At 71.0% G+C, this 14,928-nt stretch carries 14 protein-coding genes and 3 tRNA genes; all 17 read right to left on the bottom strand.

Features of this window, described 5'->3' with window-relative positions; translation table 11 throughout:
• Positions 1 to 29 precede the first annotated feature (29 nt).
• A complete protein-coding gene (gene secF, locus OVN18_RS11625; protein WP_267780933.1) occupies positions 30 to 1,040 on the bottom strand; it encodes a protein translocase subunit SecF in 1,011 nt (336 codons plus the stop codon).
• On the bottom strand, positions 1,040 to 2,833 hold the full coding sequence (gene secD / locus OVN18_RS11620; RefSeq protein ID WP_267780932.1) for a protein translocase subunit SecD: 1,794 nt from the start codon (positions 2,831 to 2,833) through the stop codon (positions 1,040 to 1,042). Before secD ends, secF begins: the two co-directional genes overlap by 1 nt.
• 72 nt (positions 2,834 to 2,905) lie before the next feature.
• On the bottom strand, positions 2,906 to 3,280 hold the full coding sequence (yajC, locus tag OVN18_RS11615) for a preprotein translocase subunit YajC (RefSeq protein WP_267780930.1): 375 nt from the start codon (positions 3,278 to 3,280) through the stop codon (positions 2,906 to 2,908).
• A gap of 88 nt (positions 3,281 to 3,368) precedes the next feature.
• A complete protein-coding gene (ruvB, locus tag OVN18_RS11610; protein WP_267780928.1) occupies positions 3,369 to 4,382 on the bottom strand; it encodes a Holliday junction branch migration DNA helicase RuvB in 1,014 nt (337 codons plus the stop codon).
• Positions 4,379 to 5,023, bottom strand: coding sequence for a Holliday junction branch migration protein RuvA (gene ruvA, locus OVN18_RS11605; protein ID WP_267780927.1), 645 nt, complete (start codon positions 5,021 to 5,023; stop codon positions 4,379 to 4,381). The genes ruvB and ruvA overlap by 4 nt, the downstream gene beginning before the upstream one ends.
• On the bottom strand, positions 5,020 to 5,604 hold the full coding sequence (gene ruvC / locus OVN18_RS11600; protein ID WP_267737177.1) for a crossover junction endodeoxyribonuclease RuvC: 585 nt from the start codon (positions 5,602 to 5,604) through the stop codon (positions 5,020 to 5,022). The genes ruvA and ruvC overlap by 4 nt, the downstream gene beginning before the upstream one ends.
• Before the next feature lie 6 nt (positions 5,605 to 5,610).
• Entirely contained in the window at positions 5,611 to 6,375 is a 765-nt protein-coding gene (locus OVN18_RS11595) for a YebC/PmpR family DNA-binding transcriptional regulator (protein WP_267737176.1), read from the bottom strand.
• Between the two features lie 36 nt (positions 6,376 to 6,411).
• Entirely contained in the window at positions 6,412 to 7,023 is a 612-nt protein-coding gene (locus OVN18_RS11590) for a hypothetical protein (protein ID WP_267780926.1), read from the bottom strand.
• Between the two features lie 28 nt (positions 7,024 to 7,051).
• Positions 7,052 to 7,669: a pyridoxal 5'-phosphate synthase glutaminase subunit PdxT gene (pdxT, locus tag OVN18_RS11585; RefSeq protein WP_267737174.1), complete on the bottom strand. Its 618-nt coding sequence runs from the start codon at positions 7,667 to 7,669 to the stop codon at positions 7,052 to 7,054.
• Entirely contained in the window at positions 7,659 to 8,561 is a 903-nt protein-coding gene (pdxS, locus tag OVN18_RS11580; protein WP_267780925.1) for a pyridoxal 5'-phosphate synthase lyase subunit PdxS, read from the bottom strand. Before pdxS ends, pdxT begins: the two co-directional genes overlap by 11 nt.
• A 93-nt stretch (positions 8,562 to 8,654) precedes the next feature.
• Positions 8,655 to 9,227 (bottom strand): HIT family protein, encoded by a 573-nt coding sequence (locus OVN18_RS11575; protein ID WP_267783031.1) that lies wholly within the window; start codon positions 9,225 to 9,227, stop codon positions 8,655 to 8,657.
• Positions 9,228 to 9,249: 22 nt separating this feature from the next.
• Positions 9,250 to 11,157, bottom strand: coding sequence for a threonine--tRNA ligase (gene thrS / locus OVN18_RS11570; protein ID WP_267783029.1), 1,908 nt, complete (start codon positions 11,155 to 11,157; stop codon positions 9,250 to 9,252).
• A 207-nt stretch (positions 11,158 to 11,364) separates the two neighbouring features.
• Positions 11,365 to 12,567, bottom strand: coding sequence for a hypothetical protein (locus tag OVN18_RS11565; protein WP_267780924.1), 1,203 nt, complete (start codon positions 12,565 to 12,567; stop codon positions 11,365 to 11,367).
• On the bottom strand, positions 12,548 to 14,419 hold the full coding sequence (locus OVN18_RS11560) for a glycosyltransferase (protein WP_267737172.1): 1,872 nt from the start codon (positions 14,417 to 14,419) through the stop codon (positions 12,548 to 12,550). Before OVN18_RS11560 ends, OVN18_RS11565 begins: the two co-directional genes overlap by 20 nt.
• A 167-nt stretch (positions 14,420 to 14,586) precedes the next feature.
• A tRNA-Val gene (locus tag OVN18_RS11555) sits at positions 14,587 to 14,661 on the bottom strand.
• A gap of 40 nt (positions 14,662 to 14,701) precedes the next feature.
• Positions 14,702 to 14,772: transfer RNA gene (locus tag OVN18_RS11550), tRNA-Cys, on the bottom strand.
• A gap of 37 nt (positions 14,773 to 14,809) precedes the next feature.
• Positions 14,810 to 14,881 (bottom strand) — tRNA-Gly (locus tag OVN18_RS11545).
• Positions 14,882 to 14,928: the final 47 nt, after the last annotated feature.

The following is a 14,928-nucleotide window of genomic DNA, read 5'->3' as shown; positions in this document are numbered from 1 at the left end:
CCTACGCCGGGGTCGCTGTGCGCTCGGGCTCAGCGGACGGCGCCGGAGTCGTTCAGCACGCGCTGGGTGCGAGCACCCTGCTTCTGCACCTCGGGCTCGTTCTGGCGCAGATGCACGTACAGAGGGGCCGCGATGAAGATCGAGGAGTACGTGCCGACGATCGTGCCGACGAACAGCGCGAGCGCGATGTCGAACAGCGTGCCGGCTCCGAGCAGCAGCGCCCCGATGATGAGGATGGCCGCGACCGGCAGCGTCGCGATGATCGACGTGTTGATGGAGCGCACGAGGGTCTGGTTGACCGCGAGGTTCACCGACTGCGCGAAGGTGCGCCGGGACTCCACGCCGTCCTCGCTCGTGTTCTCGCGCACCTTGTCGAAGACGACGACGGTGTCATAGAGCGAGTAGCCGAGGATGGTGAGGAAGCCGATCACCGCCGCGGGCGTGATCTCGAAGCCGAACACGCCGTAGATGCCCGCGGTCAGCACGAGGTCGTGGGCCAGGGCGATCAGCGCCGCGACCGACATCTTCCAGGTGCGGAAGTAGACCGCGAGCACGAGGCTCGCGAGGGTCAGGAACACCACGAGCGCGATCAGCGCCTGCCGGGTGATGTCGGCTCCCCAGGTCGCGCCGATGAACGAGGCGCTGACCGCGTCGGGGGCGACGTCGAAGGACTCGGCGAGGGCGGCCTGCACCTGCAGGGTCTCCTCGGGGGTGAGCTGCTCGGTCTGGATGCGCACCGAGTCGCCGCCCACGATCGACACGCGCGGGCTCGACCCGTCGACGAGCTCGGCGACGACCTCCTCGCCCTGCGCCGTCGCCGCAACGGGATCGGCCGCGGCCTCCGCCACCGAGGAGACGCGGAACTCCGACCCTCCCCGGAACTCGATGCCCGGGTTGAATCCGCCGCGCAGCACGGTGATGAGCACCGTGAGCACGATGAGCACCCCGGCGATCGAGTACCAGAGCGTGCGCCGCCCCACGAAGTCGATCGATCGCGCCCCGGTGTAGAGGTCGTTGCCGAATGTGGTGAACCTGCTCATCAGGCGTCCGTCCCTTCGCCGCGGTCCTGCGCGGCCTTGCGCTCCGCGATCGTCTGGCGACGCTGCGCCTCACGGCTGCTCGATGACTTCTTCGTCGCGCCGACCTCGGCCAGGGGTCGGAACTGCGCCCGGCCGCGGTAGACGGCTCCGAGGGCCTTCGGGTCCAGGCCGCTCAGGCGGTGCCCGTTGGTGAAGAAGGGAGTGCGCGCGACGAGCTGCATGAGCGGGTGGGTGAACAGGGCGACGACGACGAGGTCGATGACCGTGATGATCCCGAGGGTGAAGGCGAATCCGCGCACGTTGCCGACCGCGAGCACGAACAGCACGATCGCGGCGATGACGTTGATGACGTCGGAGATGACGATGGTGCGGAAGGCGCGACGCCATCCGGCCTCGACGGCGCCGTCGACGCGGCGTCCGTCGCGCAGCTCGTCGCGGATGCGCTCGAAGTACACGATGAACGAGTCGGCGATGACGCCCACCGAGATGATCAGACCCGCGACGCCGGCGAGCGAGAGCCGGTATCCGGACTCGTTCGAGAGGTAGGTGATCACCAGGTAGGTCAGGACGCCGGCGATCATGAGCGAGGCGACCGTCACGCCGCCGAGAGCCCGGTACTGCGCGAAGGCGTACAGCACGACGAGCAGCAGACCGATGAGACCGGCGATGACGCCGCTCTGCAGCTGGGAGATGCCGAGGGTCGCGGAGATGTTCTCGCTCGACTGCAGCTCGAAGCCGATCGGCAGGGCGCCGAAGCGCAGCTGGTCGGCGAGGGTCTGCGAGCTCTCCTGGTCGAAGCTGCCCGAGATCTGCGGCGAGCCGTCGGTGATGGCGCTGATGGTCTGCGGAGCGCTGATGACCCGGCCGTCGAGCACGATCGCGAACTGGTTGCGCACGCCCTGCAGGGTGACGAGCCGCTCGGTGACCTCGCGGAACTGCTGCGTGCCCTCGGAGTCGAAGTCGATGAAGACGCCCCACTCGTTGGTGGTGGCTCCCGTCGACGAGGGGACGAGGCCGGCGGTGGCGCCGTCGATCGCCTCACCGGTCACCTCGACCGGTCCGAGGATGTACTTGATCGTGTCGTTCTCGCAGGTGATGAGCGGCTCGTCACGGGGAGCGATGTTGGTGCCCGCCTCGTCGACGGTCGCGCAGTCGAAGGAGTCGAACCGCTCCTGCAGCTCCGGGGTGATCCAGTTCGGGTCGCTCGCGTCCGTCGGCTCGACGCTCGGCGTCGGAAGCGGCTCCTCGGTGGCGGGGCTCTCCGACGCGGCCGTGTCGGTCGCGGCCGGGTCGCTCGCCTCGGCCGCCGGGTCGGTTGCGGCGTCGCTCGCCCCGGGGCTCGGGCTCGCGCTCGGATCGGTGCCCTCGGCGCCCTCCTCGCCCAGCGTGTCGGTCGAGGCGAGATCGGCGGCGAGAACGGCGCGGAACTCGAGCTGCGCCGAGCGGCGGATGCGCTCGAGGGTGGCCTCGTCGGGAGTGCCGGGGATCGACACGACGATGTTCGTGCCGCCCTGGGTGTTGATCTCCGACTCGCTCACCCCGGCCGCGTCGACCCGCTGCCGGATGATCCCGACCGCCTGGTCCATCTGCTCCTGCGAGGGCTGCGCGCCGGACTCGAGCTGCGCCTCGAGGATCAGCTGCGTGCCGCCCTCGAGGTCGAGGGCGAGCTTGGGCGTCCACTCCCCGTTGTTGAAGGCCACGCTCGCACCGTTGGCGCCGATGAGGGCGACGATGATGACGAGCAGCCAGACCAGGGAGCGCAGGGCTTTGCGCTCGGGAGTGCTTCGTGCCACCTCAGGAACTCATTTCTGCAGGATCGGAAGGGCGCACCGTGCAGTGACGGTCGCGCCGCGGAGCGGTCGGGGCTACTTGTCGCCCGAGCGCTTCTCGTCGACGGCGGGGTCGACGCTCGACACGTTCAGCTGCGGGGCCTCGTGCTCGACGGCGTCGACGTCGTCGTCACCGGCGACCAGGGCCTCGTCGTCCTCGACGACGCGCGCCAGCGTCTGACGGTGCACGCGCACGGTGCTGCCGGGGGCGGTCTCGATCACGGCGACGTTGTTCTCCTCGTCGACCGAGACGAGCGTGCCGAAGAGGCCGAAGTTGGTCATGATCTCCGCGCCGGGGACCATCTTGTCCTGCAGCTTGGCCATCTCCTCCTTGCGCTTCTTCGAGTTGCGGAACATGAAGAAGATCAGGAGGGCCAGGACGGCCAGCATGACGATGGTCAACGGATCCATGGGGTGGGGCCTTTCGAGGATGTCGGCGGTCGTGCCGTGACGGCGGGCACCTGCACGCGATGGATGCTCCGGTGCGACCTGCGGTCAACTATAGGTCATGCCCCGCGGCCGCCCCGGGCTCGCGGCCGAGATGCCGCCAGGCCTCGGCGGTCGCGACGCGACCGCGCGGGGTGCGCGCCAGCAGGCCGGATCGCACGAGGAACGGCTCCACCACGGCCTCGATCGTCTCCGCCTCCTCCCCCACCGACACGGCGAGGGTCGAGAGGCCGACGGGGCCCCCGGCGAAGCGGTCGACGATGACGTGCAGCACGGCGCGGTCGAGCCGGTCGAGACCCTGCTCGTCGACGTCGTAGAGCTCGAGCGCCGCGCGCACCGCCGTGCGATCCGCGCGCCCGCCGTGCACGAGGGCGTAGTCGCGCACGCGGCGCAGGAGCCGGTTGGCGATGCGGGGGGTGCCCCGGCTGCGTCCACTGATCTCGTGCAGGGCATCCCCGTCGACGTCGAGGCGCAGCAGCGTCGCGGCCCGCTCGATGACGCGGAACAGCTCGCCCGGCTCGTAGAACTCGAGGTGCGCGGTGAAGCCGAAGCGGTCGCGCAGCGGGTTGGGAAGGAGGCCCGAGCGGGTCGTCGCCCCGACGAGGGTGAACGGCGCGAGCTCGAGCGGGATGCTCGTCGCCCCCGCCCCCTTGCCGACCATGATGTCGACGCGGAAGTCCTCCATCGCGAGGTACAGCATCTCCTCCGCAGAGCGGGCCATGCGGTGGATCTCGTCGATGAAGAGCACCTCCCCCGGCGTGAGGGAGGAGAGCACGGCGGCGAGGTCCCCCGCGTGCTGGATGGCCGGACCGCTCGTCATGCGCAGCGGGCGGCGGCCCTCGTGGGCGACGATCATCGCGAGGGTCGTCTTGCCGAGCCCGGGCGGGCCGGCGAGCAGGATGTGGTCGGGCGCGCGGTTCTGCAGCGTGGCCGCCTCGAGCAGCAGCTGCAGCTGGCGGCGCACCTTCTGCTGGCCGACGAACTCGCCGAGGCTCTGCGGCCGCAGCGCGCCCTCGAAGGCGAGCTCGGTGTCGTCGGCATCCGGCCGCAGGATCTCGTCGCTCATGAGCGCGCCCCGCGGTCATCGGGGCGGGATGCCCGGGGCCCGAGCTCGGCGAGGGCGCGCCGCAGCAGCGCGGGCAGCGGCTGCGACTCGGCACCGGCCTCGGCGTTGAGCACGGTCTCGGCGGCCTCGATGGCGCTGCGCTCGGGCCAGCCGAGCCCCGTGAGGGCCTCGACGAGCGCGGCGGCGGTGCGGGCCGAGGCGCTCGGGGCCGGAGCGCCTCGCGCCGGGGTCGGCCCCGCCGGCGCCACGACCTTGCCGGCGAGCGTCACGACGATGAGCTTGGCGGTCTTCGGCCCGATGCCGGTGACCTTGCGGAACGGGGCGTCGTCGCCCGCCGCGATGGCGTGGGCGATCGCCGCAGGCTCCATCTGCCCGAGCACCCCGAGCGCCGACTTCGGGCCGACGCCGCCGACCGTGCGCAGCAGATCGAACAGGCCGAGCTCGAGCTCGTCGACGAAGCCGAAGAGACTGATGTCGTCCTCGCGCACGATCATCGCCGTGCGCAGCTGCACCGTCTCGCCGAGACGCAGCTCGAGGGCGTGCCGCTCGGAGATCGAGACCGCGTAGCCGATGCCGTTCACCTCGACGACGGCGCGGGACTGCCCGAGCGAGACGAGGGTTCCGCGAAGGCTGGCGATCACCTCTCGACCCTAGGGGCGGCCGCCGACTTCTCGGCGGCGCGCCACGCGCGCTGGGCGGGCGTGAGCCGATCCGACCCCTCGGCGCCGGCGGGGGCGACCGCCCCGCGGCGCCAGCCGTGGCAGATGGCGAGGGCGAGGGCGTCGGCGGCGTCGGCGGGCGTCGGCGGGGCATCCAGTCGCAGGATGCGCTGCACCATGGCCGTGACCTGCTTCTTGTCGGCGCCGCCGTGCCCGGTGACGGCGGCCTTCACCTCGCTCGGCGTGTGCAGGGCCACCGCGAGGCCGCGCGCGGCGGCGGCGCTCAGCACGACGCCGCTCGCCTGGGCGGTGCCCATCACCGTGCGCACGTTGTTCTGCGCGAAGACGCGCTCGAGGGCGACGACGTGCGGGGCGTGCTCGTCGAGCAGGGCCGCGACCCCCTCGGCGATCGCCAGCACGCGCTGCTCGAGCGGAGTCGCCGGATCGGTGCGGATGACGCTGACGTGCACGAGGGTCGCCCCGCGGTCGGCCGCGATGTCGACCACGCCGACGCCGCAGCGCGTCAGCCCCGGATCGACGCCGAGCACCCGCAGGGCCGCCACGAGGGCCTACTCCTCGTCGTCGTCGAGCGCGGCGCGCACCTCGGGGGTGAGGGAGACGTTCGTGTAGACGTTCTGCACGTCGTCGAGCTCGTCCATCGCGTCGACGAGGCGGAAGAGCTTGCGCGCGGTCTCGGCGTCGGCCTCGATCTGCACGCTCGCGACGAACTCGGCCTCGGCCTCGTCGTACTCGATGCCGGCCTCGGTGAGCGCGGCGCGGGCGGCCGTGAGCTGCGACGGGTCGGTGACGACCTCGAAGCCGCCGCCCTGGTCGATGACCTCCTCGGCGCCGGCGTCGAGGACGGCGAGCAGGATGTCGTCCTCGGTGACGGCGTCGGTCTTCGTGATCGAGATGACGCCCTTGCGGGCGAAGTTGTAGGCGACGCTGCCGGGGTCGGCCATCGTGCCGCCGTTGCGGCTCATGGCCGTGCGCACCTCGGCCGCCGCGCGGTTGCGGTTGTCGGTGAGGCACTCGATGAGCAGCGCGAGCCCGCCGGGGCCGTAGCCCTCGTACATGATCGTCTGGTAGTCGACGGCGTCGCCGGTGAGGCCGGCGCCGCGCTTGATGGCGCGATCGATGTTGTCGTTCGGCACCGAGGTCTTCTTGGCCTTCTGCACGGCGTCGACGAGCGTCGGATTGCCGTTCAGGTCGGCGCCGCCGATCTTCGCGGCGACCTCGATGTTCTTGATGAGCTTCGCGAACGACTTGGCACGGCGGCTGTCGATGATCGCCTTCTTGTGCTTCGTCGTCGCCCACTTGGAATGGCCGGACATGGGGCTCCTTCAGCGCTGGGGGACAACCGCCCCAGTCTAGGGCAGGGCGTTCGCGCGGATGCCGGCGCGCTCGAGCTCCAGGGCGGCGAGGGCGCGGATCACGCGCGGATCCCCCTGCCGGTAGGCCGACCCGGGGTCGGGATGCACGGCCGTCAGCCGACGCAGCGGCGCGGTCGCGACGGCGCGCGCGGCGAGGGTGTCGGCGCCGAGGCCCGCGGCGAGCATCCGGCGCACCCGACCGGCGCGGCGCACGAAGCGCACCCGGGGCCACAGCCACACGATGGCGAGCAGCAGCAGCGGCACGATGAGCGTCACCGCACCGAGCACCTGCGCGACCGACTCGACGAGCTGCTGCTGGCCGCGACCGGCGTCGACGACCGCTCCCCCGGCACCGGCGGCCGCATCGAGGGGCGCCCGGATGCCCTCGCCGATGATCGGCACGCCGCCGAGCTGGTCCGCCGCATCGCCGAGCCCCTCGCGGAACGAGCCGCCCGCCGCCTCGAGATCCCGCCCGAACTGCGCGAGGGCCCGGATCGCGGCGGCGACCGCCACGGCGCTCGACGCGGCGACGACGACGATCAGGAGGGCGAGCGCATCGGCGACGATCTGCGCCGTGCGCCGACGGGGGTAGTCCGAGTAGAGCTGCACGAGCCCATGGTGCCCCGCGGGGCGCGGGTCAGCGGCGCGACGCGGCGGCGGTGCGCACCTTCTCGAGGAAACGGCGGTGGAAGCGGTCCTCCCCCTCGACCTCGGGGTGGAAGGAGGTGCCGAGGAGCGGACCCTGCTCGACGGCGACGATGCGGCCGTCGTCGAGCCGGGCGAGCACCTCCACCGACGGGCCGACGCTCTCCACGACGGGGGCCCGGATGAACGTCGCGTGCACGGGCTCGTCGCCGAGGGCGGGCACGGCGAGGTCGGTCTCGAAGGAGTCGAGCTGCGAGCCGAAGGCGTTGCGGCGCACCACGGCGTCCAGCCCGCCGAGCGACTGCTGCCCGACGATGGGGTTCTCGATCGTGTCGGCGAGCATGATGAGCCCGGCGCAGGTGCCGTAGACGGGCATCCCCTCAGCGATGCGGCGCCGCAGCGGCCCCTGCAGATCGAAGAGCCGCACGAGCTTGTCCATGACGCTCGACTCGCCGCCCGGGATCACCAGGCCGTCGACGCGCTCGAGGTCGGCGGCGCGGCGCACCTCGACGGCCTCGACCTGCAGGGTGCGCAGCACCGTGAGGTGCTCGCGCACGTCGCCCTGCAGGGCGAGGACGCCGACGGTGACGGGCGGGGTGCTACCAGCCACGCTCGGCGAGGCGGTGCGGAGCCGGCAGGTCGGCGACGTTGATGCCGACCATGGCCTCGCCCAGACCGCGGGAGGCCTCGGCGATGACATCGGCGTCCTCGTACGCGGCGGTCGCCTTGACGATCGCGGCGGCGCGCGCAGCGGGGTTGCCCGACTTGAAGACGCCCGAGCCGACGAAGACGCCGTCGGCGCCCAGCTGCATCATCATCGCGGCGTCGGCGGGGGTGGCGACGCCGCCCGCGGTGAACAGCACGACGGGCAGCTTGCCGGTCTGGGCGACCTCGGCGACGAGGTCGTACGGCGCCTGCAGCTCCTTGGCGGCGACGTACCACTCGTCGGGGGTCTTCGCCGAGAGGGCGCGGATCTCGCCGAGGATGGTGCGGATGTGCTTGGTCGCCTCGGAGACGTCGCCCGTGCCGGCCTCGCCCTTCGAGCGGATCATCGCCGCGCCCTCGGTGATGCGGCGCAGGGCCTCGCCGAGGTTGGTGGCGCCGCAGACGAAGGGCACCGTGAAGTCCTGCTTCTCGATGTGGTTGACGTAGTCGGCCGGGCTCAGCACCTCCGACTCGTCGATGTAGTCGACGCCGAGCGACTGCAGCACCTGCGCCTCGACGAAGTGGCCGATGCGGGCCTTCGCCATGACGGGGATGGAGACGGTCGCGATGATCTCGTCGATCAGGTCGGGGTCGCTCATGCGGGCCACGCCGCCCTGGGCGCGGATGTCGGCCGGCACGCGCTCGAGGGCCATGACGGCGACGGCGCCCGCGTCCTCGGCGATGCGCGCCTGCTCGGCGTTGACGACGTCCATGATCACGCCGCCCTTGAGCATGTCGGCGAGGCCGCGCTTGACGCGGGGAGTGCCCTGGATGCCCGAGGAGGTGTTCTCGCTCATTGCGTGTGTGCCCTTTCATCCGCGCCGGCGGGCGGCGCTGTCAGACGCGCGCGGATCGCGCGCGGAAGTGGTGTGCGTGGCGGCGGAGCGAGTCTACTGCGCGCTGTCTGAGGGCCAGGCGCGCGCGATCTCGTCGCGCACCTCCCCCAGCAGCCGCGGAACGGCCTTCGTGCCCGCGATGATGGGGAAGAAGTTCGAGTCGAGCGCCCAGCGCGGCACGATGTGCTGGTGCAGGTGGGCGGCGATGCCGGCGCCGGCGATGCGGCCCTGGTTCATGCCGATGTTGAAGCCCTGGCAGTGCGCCGTCTCCGTGAGCACCCGCATGGCCGTCTGCGTGAGGGAGCCGATCTCGGCGACCTCCGCGGGGCTCGCCTCGTCGTACGTCGCGATGTGGCGGTACGGGCAGACCAGCAGATGCCCGCTGTTGTAGGGGTACAGGTTCAGCAGCACGTAGGCGTGCTCGCCGCGCGCCACGATGAGCGCGTTCTCGTCCTCCATCTCGGGGGCGCGGCAGAACGGGCACGCGTCGTCATCCGGCTGCTGGCCGTTCTCGATGTAGACCAGGCGATGCGGGGTCCACAGCCGCTGGAACGCGTCGGGCACGGCGGCGAAGCCGGCGCCCCGCTCGGCCTCGACGCCGTCGAGCGACGGGTGCGGGGCATCCATGTCGGTCATCGTGGATGCCCGCCTACAGCTCGGCCGACCGCGAGGCGATCGTGCTCGTGATGCGCGCGACGGCCTCGGCGACGGGCACCCCGTTGACCTGGGTGCCGTCGCGGAAGCGGAAGCTCACGGCGCCGTTCGCGACGTCCTCCGCGCCCGCGAGCAGGAGGTACGGCACCTTGCCCGTGGTGTGGGTGCGGATCTTCTTCTGCATGCGGTCGTCGGAGCGGTCGACGTGCGCGCGCACGCCCGCGGCGCGCAGCTGGGCGATGACCTCCTCGAGGTGCTCGGCGTGATCCTCCGCGACGGGGATGCCGACGACCTGCTCGGGGGCGAGCCATGCCGGGAAGGCGCCCGCGTAGTGCTCGAGCAGGATGGCGAAGAAACGCTCGATCGAGCCGAGCAGCGCGCGGTGGATCATGACGGGCTGCTGGCGCGTGCCGTCGGTGGCCGTGTACTGCAGGTCGAAGCGCTCGGGCTGGTTGAAGTCGAGCTGCACGGTCGAGAGCTGCCAGGTGCGGCCGATGGCGTCGCGGGCCTGCACCGAGATCTTCGGGCCGTAGAAGGCCGCTCCCCCGGGGTCGGGCACGAGCTCGAGTCCCGATTCGACCGCGACCTCGCGCAGCGTGTCGGTCGCCTGATCCCAGACCGCGTCGTCGCCGACGTACTTCTCCGGGTTCTTCGTCGAGAGCTCGAGGTAGAAGTCGTCGAGGCCGTAGCCCCGCAGGGTCTCGAGCACGAACTGCAGCTGGCTCGCCACCTCGGCCTTGACCTGATCGGGCGTGACGTAGATGTGCGCGTCATCCTGCGTGAGGCCGCGCACGCGGGTGAGCCCGGAGAGCGTGCCGCTCTTCTCGTAGCGGTAGACGGTGCCGAACTCGGCGAGCCGCAGCGGCAGCTCGCGGTAGCTGCGGCCGCGCGCGCGGAAGATCAGGTTGTGGAACGGGCAGTTCATCGGCTTGAGGTAGTAGTTCTGCCCCTGCCGCGTGACGTTGCCCTCGGCGTCGCGCTCCTCGTCGAGGTGCATCGCCGGGAACATGCCGTCCTCGTACCACTGCAGGTGGCCGCTCGTCTCGAACAGCTGCCCCTTGGTGATGTGCGGCGAGTAGACGAGCTCGTAGCCGTTCTCGACGAGGCGCTCGCGCATGTAGTCCTCGATCTCGGCGCGGATGATGCCGCCCTTGGGGTGGAACACCGCGAGGCCCGAGCCGATCTCGTCGGGGAAGGAGAACAGGTCGAGCTCGACGCCGAGCTTGCGGTGATCGCGCTTGGCCGCCTCCTCGAGCCGCGCCTGGAACGCGCGCAGCTCGTCCTTCGTCGGCCATGCGGTGCCGTAGATGCGCTGCAGCTGCGGGTTCTTCTCCGACCCGCGCCAGTAGGCGGCCGCGACGCGCTGCAGGGCGAAGCCGTTGCCGATCATGCGCGTGCTGGGCAGGTGCGGGCCGCGGCACAGGTCCTTCCAGTGCACCTCGCCCGAGCGCGGATCGACGTTGTCGTAGATCGTCAGCTCGGCTCCCCCGACCTCGACGCTCTCGCCGTCGGCGCCCTCGGACGCCGCGCCCTTGAGCCCGATGAGCTCGAGCTTGTAGGGCTCGTCGGCGAGCTCCGCGCGCGCCTCCTCCTCGGTGACGACCCGGCGCACGAAGCGCTGGCCCTGGCGGATGATCCGCTCCATGGCCTTCGTGAGCTCCTTGAGCTGCTCGGGCGTAAAGGGCTCGGCGACGTCGAAGTCGTAGTAGAAGCCGTCGGTGATGGGCGGCCCGATGCCGAGCCGCGCCTCGGGGTTGATCTGCTGCACCGCCTGCGCGAGCACGTGCGCGGCCGAGTGGCGCAGGATCGCGAGGCCGTCGGGCGAGGAGATCGTGACCGGCTCGACGACCGTGCCCGGCTGCACGCGCGCGGCGAGATCGCGCAGCTCGCCGTCGATGCGCATCGCGACCACCGAGCGGTCCGCGAAGAGGCCGAAGCCGTCGGTCTCCTCCGTCGCGGTGACGGGGCCCGGTGCGGTCGTCTCGGCCGGCGCGCCCTCGGGTGCGGGGGCGGCGGGATGCTCGGCGACGGGCTCGGACACGGTGCTCCTCAGTGCTGGCGGCAGGGACCGTACGAGCCTACCGGCGCGCCTGAGGGTGGACGCGCGCGCTCAGCCGAGCAGGGCGGCGACGTTCGACCCGATGCCGGTCATCCACTCGACGACGATCGGGCGGTCGAGCGCTGCCGTCCAGGCGATCGCGATCTGCACCACCGCCACGAGGTCGACGAGCAGGTTCTGCCGCAGGGTGCGGGCGGCGGGGATGAGGGCGATCGCGAGGATCGTCAGCAGGGTGAAGGTCACCCCGGCCGACCCCGGCGCGATCATCCCCAGCAGGAAGGCGGCGTTCAGCAGCAGGAAGACCACGACCGACAGCGGGATCGCCACGGGGCGGCGCACGATCGCCGCGACGAGCCACGCGCTCAGCACCGGGGCGGCGAGGAGCAGCCCGGTCGGCGAGCTGTAGCTGGCGGCCAGCTGCGTCGCGCGCTCGGGGACGCCGTCGAGCACGGCCCCGAGACCGTCGAAGGCCGTCGTCCCGAAGAACAGGAGCGACAGCGCCGACACCGTGACGAAGGCCCCGATCGACGGGAACGCGATGACGAGCATGTTCGCCGCACGGAGGCCGCGGGCGGGGGGCCGCCCGTGGCGCAGGAACGGCGAGGCGAGCACCGCCACCGTCGCGAAGAGCACCCCCGTCGGATCGCTCAGCACCGACAGCATGAGCAGCAGACCCGCGCGGAACCCCGACTCGGTGTTGCCCCAGTTGACGAACCGCACCAGATCGGCGATCGCCAGGGCGAAGAACGTCAGCGCGAGGAATCCGGCGAGGTTCTCCGTCGCGAAGTACGCGAACAGGGGATTCGCCGCGAGCGCGATGACGAGGATCGTGCCCGTGGAGCGCGGGATCGAGCGCTGCGCGATGATCTCGCACACCTTCTGCAGCAGGAATCCGGCGGCGATCGCCGCGACGAGCCCCAGGCCGAGACGCCCGAGCGGGTTCGCCGAGGCGAGCAGCACCGTCACGTGCGGGTAGAGCGAGCTGAGCCACTGGGCGTCGCCGCGGGTCCATTCGATCCCGGCCACCGTCTCGATCAGTCGAGCGTTGGGGCTGCCGGTCAGCGGGGGGCCGAGCTGATCGAGCACCACGAGGAGCGCGATCGGGAGGGAGAAGGCGAGGCGGAGCATCCACCGGGCCGTCGTCGAGCGCGGGAAGGGATCGAGCCGCGTGCGGGCCCGGCGGGGGGCGCGCAGATGCCGGCTCCGCAGCGGGGACTCCTCGACGACCGTGGCGTCAGTCGGCGTGCTGGACATGCGTCGTCAATCCGTGCTCGGTCTTCTCCCAGTAGTGGGGCTTGGTCAGCAGCTGCCAGAGCGCCTTGTACGAGGCGACCGAGTGCAGCAGCCAGTAGACGGGGTTCAGCAGCGCCCAGAGGACGAGATGGAAGGTGCCCCGCTTGTAGGGGCCCATCATCGAGAGGTAGATCATGATCACGTTGCCGATCACGAAGTTGAGCAGCGTCAGCCAGATGAGCCAGAGCGGGAAGAACGGCTGCACCCACTCCATCGGCAGGAAGAGCGTGATCGCCGTGATCGTGTAGAAGGGGATGACCCCGAGGAAGGTCAGCGGCGTGCCGGCGATGAGCAGCACGAAGGCCAGGAAGCGGCGCAGCCCGATCTCGCGGATGATCGCCATCGGCTGGCGCGCGTGCACGAGCGTCGTCTGCATGTAGCCCTTGATCCAGCGCGAGCGCTGCCGCACGAAGTTGGGGATCGAGGTGTTGGCCTCCTCCATCGTCGTGGAGTTGATCACGCCCACCCGGTAGCCCAGAGCGCTGGCGCGGATTCCGAGGTCGGCGTCCTCCGTGACGTTGTACGGGTCCCAACCGCCGAGCTCGACGAGCGCCGAGGTGCGGAAGTGATTCGAGGTGCCGCCGAGCGGGATGGGGAGGTCGCCGAGGTCGAGGCCGGCGAGCATGTAGTCGAACCAGTAGCTGTACTCGAGCGTGAACATGCGCGTGAGCGCGTTCTCGGTGTCGTTGAAGTAGTTCAACGACGCCTGCACGCAGACGGTCTTGTCGCCGCCGCGCTCGAAGGCGACGACGGCCTTCTTCAGCTGATCGGGGTCGGGCGTGTCCTCGGCGTCGTAGATCACCAGCAGGTCGCCGGTGGCGAAGAAGAGCCCGACGTTGCAGGCCCGGGGCTTCGTCTGCGGCTGCCCCTTGGGGATGGTGACGATGCGGAAGTGCGGGGGCGGGTCGGAGCGCTCCACCGCCTCGCGGGTCTCGTCGTCCTCCTCCTCGATCAGGATGAGCACCTCGAGCTTCTCGGTCGGGTAGTCGAGCCCTCCCAGGTTCCTGATGAGCTGGCCGACGATGTTGGCCTCGCGGAACACCGGCACCAGCACCGTGTAGCGGGGCAGGTCGACGTCCTGCAGCGCATCGACCTCGGCCGCGGAGACCCGCTCCACGACGTCGTACCGCGCCCCGCGCATCGCGACCAGGAACTTGAAGCTCGTGCCGGCGAGGAAGATCAGGCTCATCGCGGTGAGGAGACCGATCGCGACCTGCACGGGCCAGATGACCGCGAGCGCGACGAGCACGATCGCGGAGACGATGCCGGCGACCTTCTGGCCCCGGCTGAAGGTGATGCGCGCCGACATCGCCGGGTTCTGCCGCCACAGCTCGTTCGCGGCGTCATCGGCGATCTCGTTGCGGAAGAGCCGGAGGACGGCGTTCTTGATGTCCCACGACGTGGTCGCGACCATGCGGATGCGCTCCTCGCCGAGGGCGCTGCGGATTCGCGCGATGCGCTCGGGAGCGACGCCGCGGCTCGTGGCGACGTACACGGTGCCGTCCGCTGCGCGCCGGAGGGGCATCCAGTTCTCGGAGAGGTAGGTCTGCCCGGACTGCCGTCGCACGAGCTCGTCGTCGAACTTCACCTCGGGCAGGTCGACGGGCAGGATGCCCCACGCCTCGGCCTCGGCGATCAGGAGCGACTCGGTGTCGAGCAGACCCTGACTGATGAGCACCTCATCGATGCGCGCACCCGTACGGCTCTTCACGGCTCGGGCGAACTCGAGCGTCTGCTCCGTCACGAGTCCGCTGGAGAGGAGCAGCGCCGCGAATGCTTCGCTCTCGTCGGTGCGCTCGACCTCGATCGTCATGCTGCCGAGCGTAGCGAGCGCGGGACAGACAGATCGGTCGCCGCGCGCACTCGCCGGGGATCTCCGCTGCGCCGCGATCGCCGGAAGCGACGGCACCCGCACGGGCGCGACCGACCCTGTTCTGGCGGTTCTGACACGAAAGGCCCCCGGGAGTACCGGGGGCCTGGTGGTGGGCGATACTGGGATCGAACCAGTGACCTCTTCCGTGTCAGGGAAGCGCGCTACCGCTGCGCCAATCGCCCATCGGGTGATGGGGTGCTGCCGTGGTGCATGGCAGCGATGAGGTGGCGACGGGATTCGAACCCGTGTGCACGGCTTTGCAGGCCGCTGCCTCGCCTCTCGGCCACGCCACCGTGGGCGGGGCCCCGCGCTGCCGCGAGGCCCTACTCGAGCGGATGACGAGATTCGAACTCGCGACCCTCACCTTGGCAAGGTGATGCGCTACCACTGCGCCACATCCGCATTTCGCTCGCCGTTTCCGGCGTGCGTTGAAACCATAGCCGACCCGA

The sequence above is a fragment of the Microcella daejeonensis genome (assembly GCF_026625045.1).
Lineage (GTDB): Bacteria > Actinomycetota > Actinomycetes > Actinomycetales > Microbacteriaceae > Microcella > Microcella daejeonensis.
The sequence above is the reverse complement of the archived record's forward strand: the minus strand, read 5'-3'. Positions and strand labels throughout refer to the sequence as shown.

What these genes read in the sequence shown, in the direction of transcription:
- pdxS (WP_267780925.1), bottom strand. Translation starts at nt 8,561, where the DNA reads ATGAGCGAGAACACCTCCTCGGGCATCCAGGGCACTCCCCGCGTCAAG.
- ruvB (WP_267780928.1), bottom strand. Translation starts at nt 4,382, where the DNA reads ATGAGCGACGAGATCCTGCGGCCGGATGCCGACGACACCGAGCTCGCC.
- OVN18_RS11560 (WP_267737172.1), bottom strand. Translation starts at nt 14,419, where the DNA reads ATGACGATCGAGGTCGAGCGCACCGACGAGAGCGAAGCATTCGCGGCG.
- OVN18_RS11595 (WP_267737176.1), bottom strand. Translation starts at nt 6,375, where the DNA reads ATGTCCGGCCATTCCAAGTGGGCGACGACGAAGCACAAGAAGGCGATC.
- secF (WP_267780933.1), bottom strand. Translation starts at nt 1,040, where the DNA reads ATGAGCAGGTTCACCACATTCGGCAACGACCTCTACACCGGGGCGCGA.
- OVN18_RS11575 (WP_267783031.1), bottom strand. Translation starts at nt 9,227, where the DNA reads ATGGATGCCCCGCACCCGTCGCTCGACGGCGTCGAGGCCGAGCGGGGC.
- yajC (WP_267780930.1), bottom strand. Translation starts at nt 3,280, where the DNA reads ATGGATCCGTTGACCATCGTCATGCTGGCCGTCCTGGCCCTCCTGATC.
- thrS (WP_267783029.1), bottom strand. Translation starts at nt 11,157, where the DNA reads ATGCGCATCGACGGCGAGCTGCGCGATCTCGCCGCGCGCGTGCAGCCG.
- OVN18_RS11565 (WP_267780924.1), bottom strand. Translation starts at nt 12,567, where the DNA reads ATGTCCAGCACGCCGACTGACGCCACGGTCGTCGAGGAGTCCCCGCTG.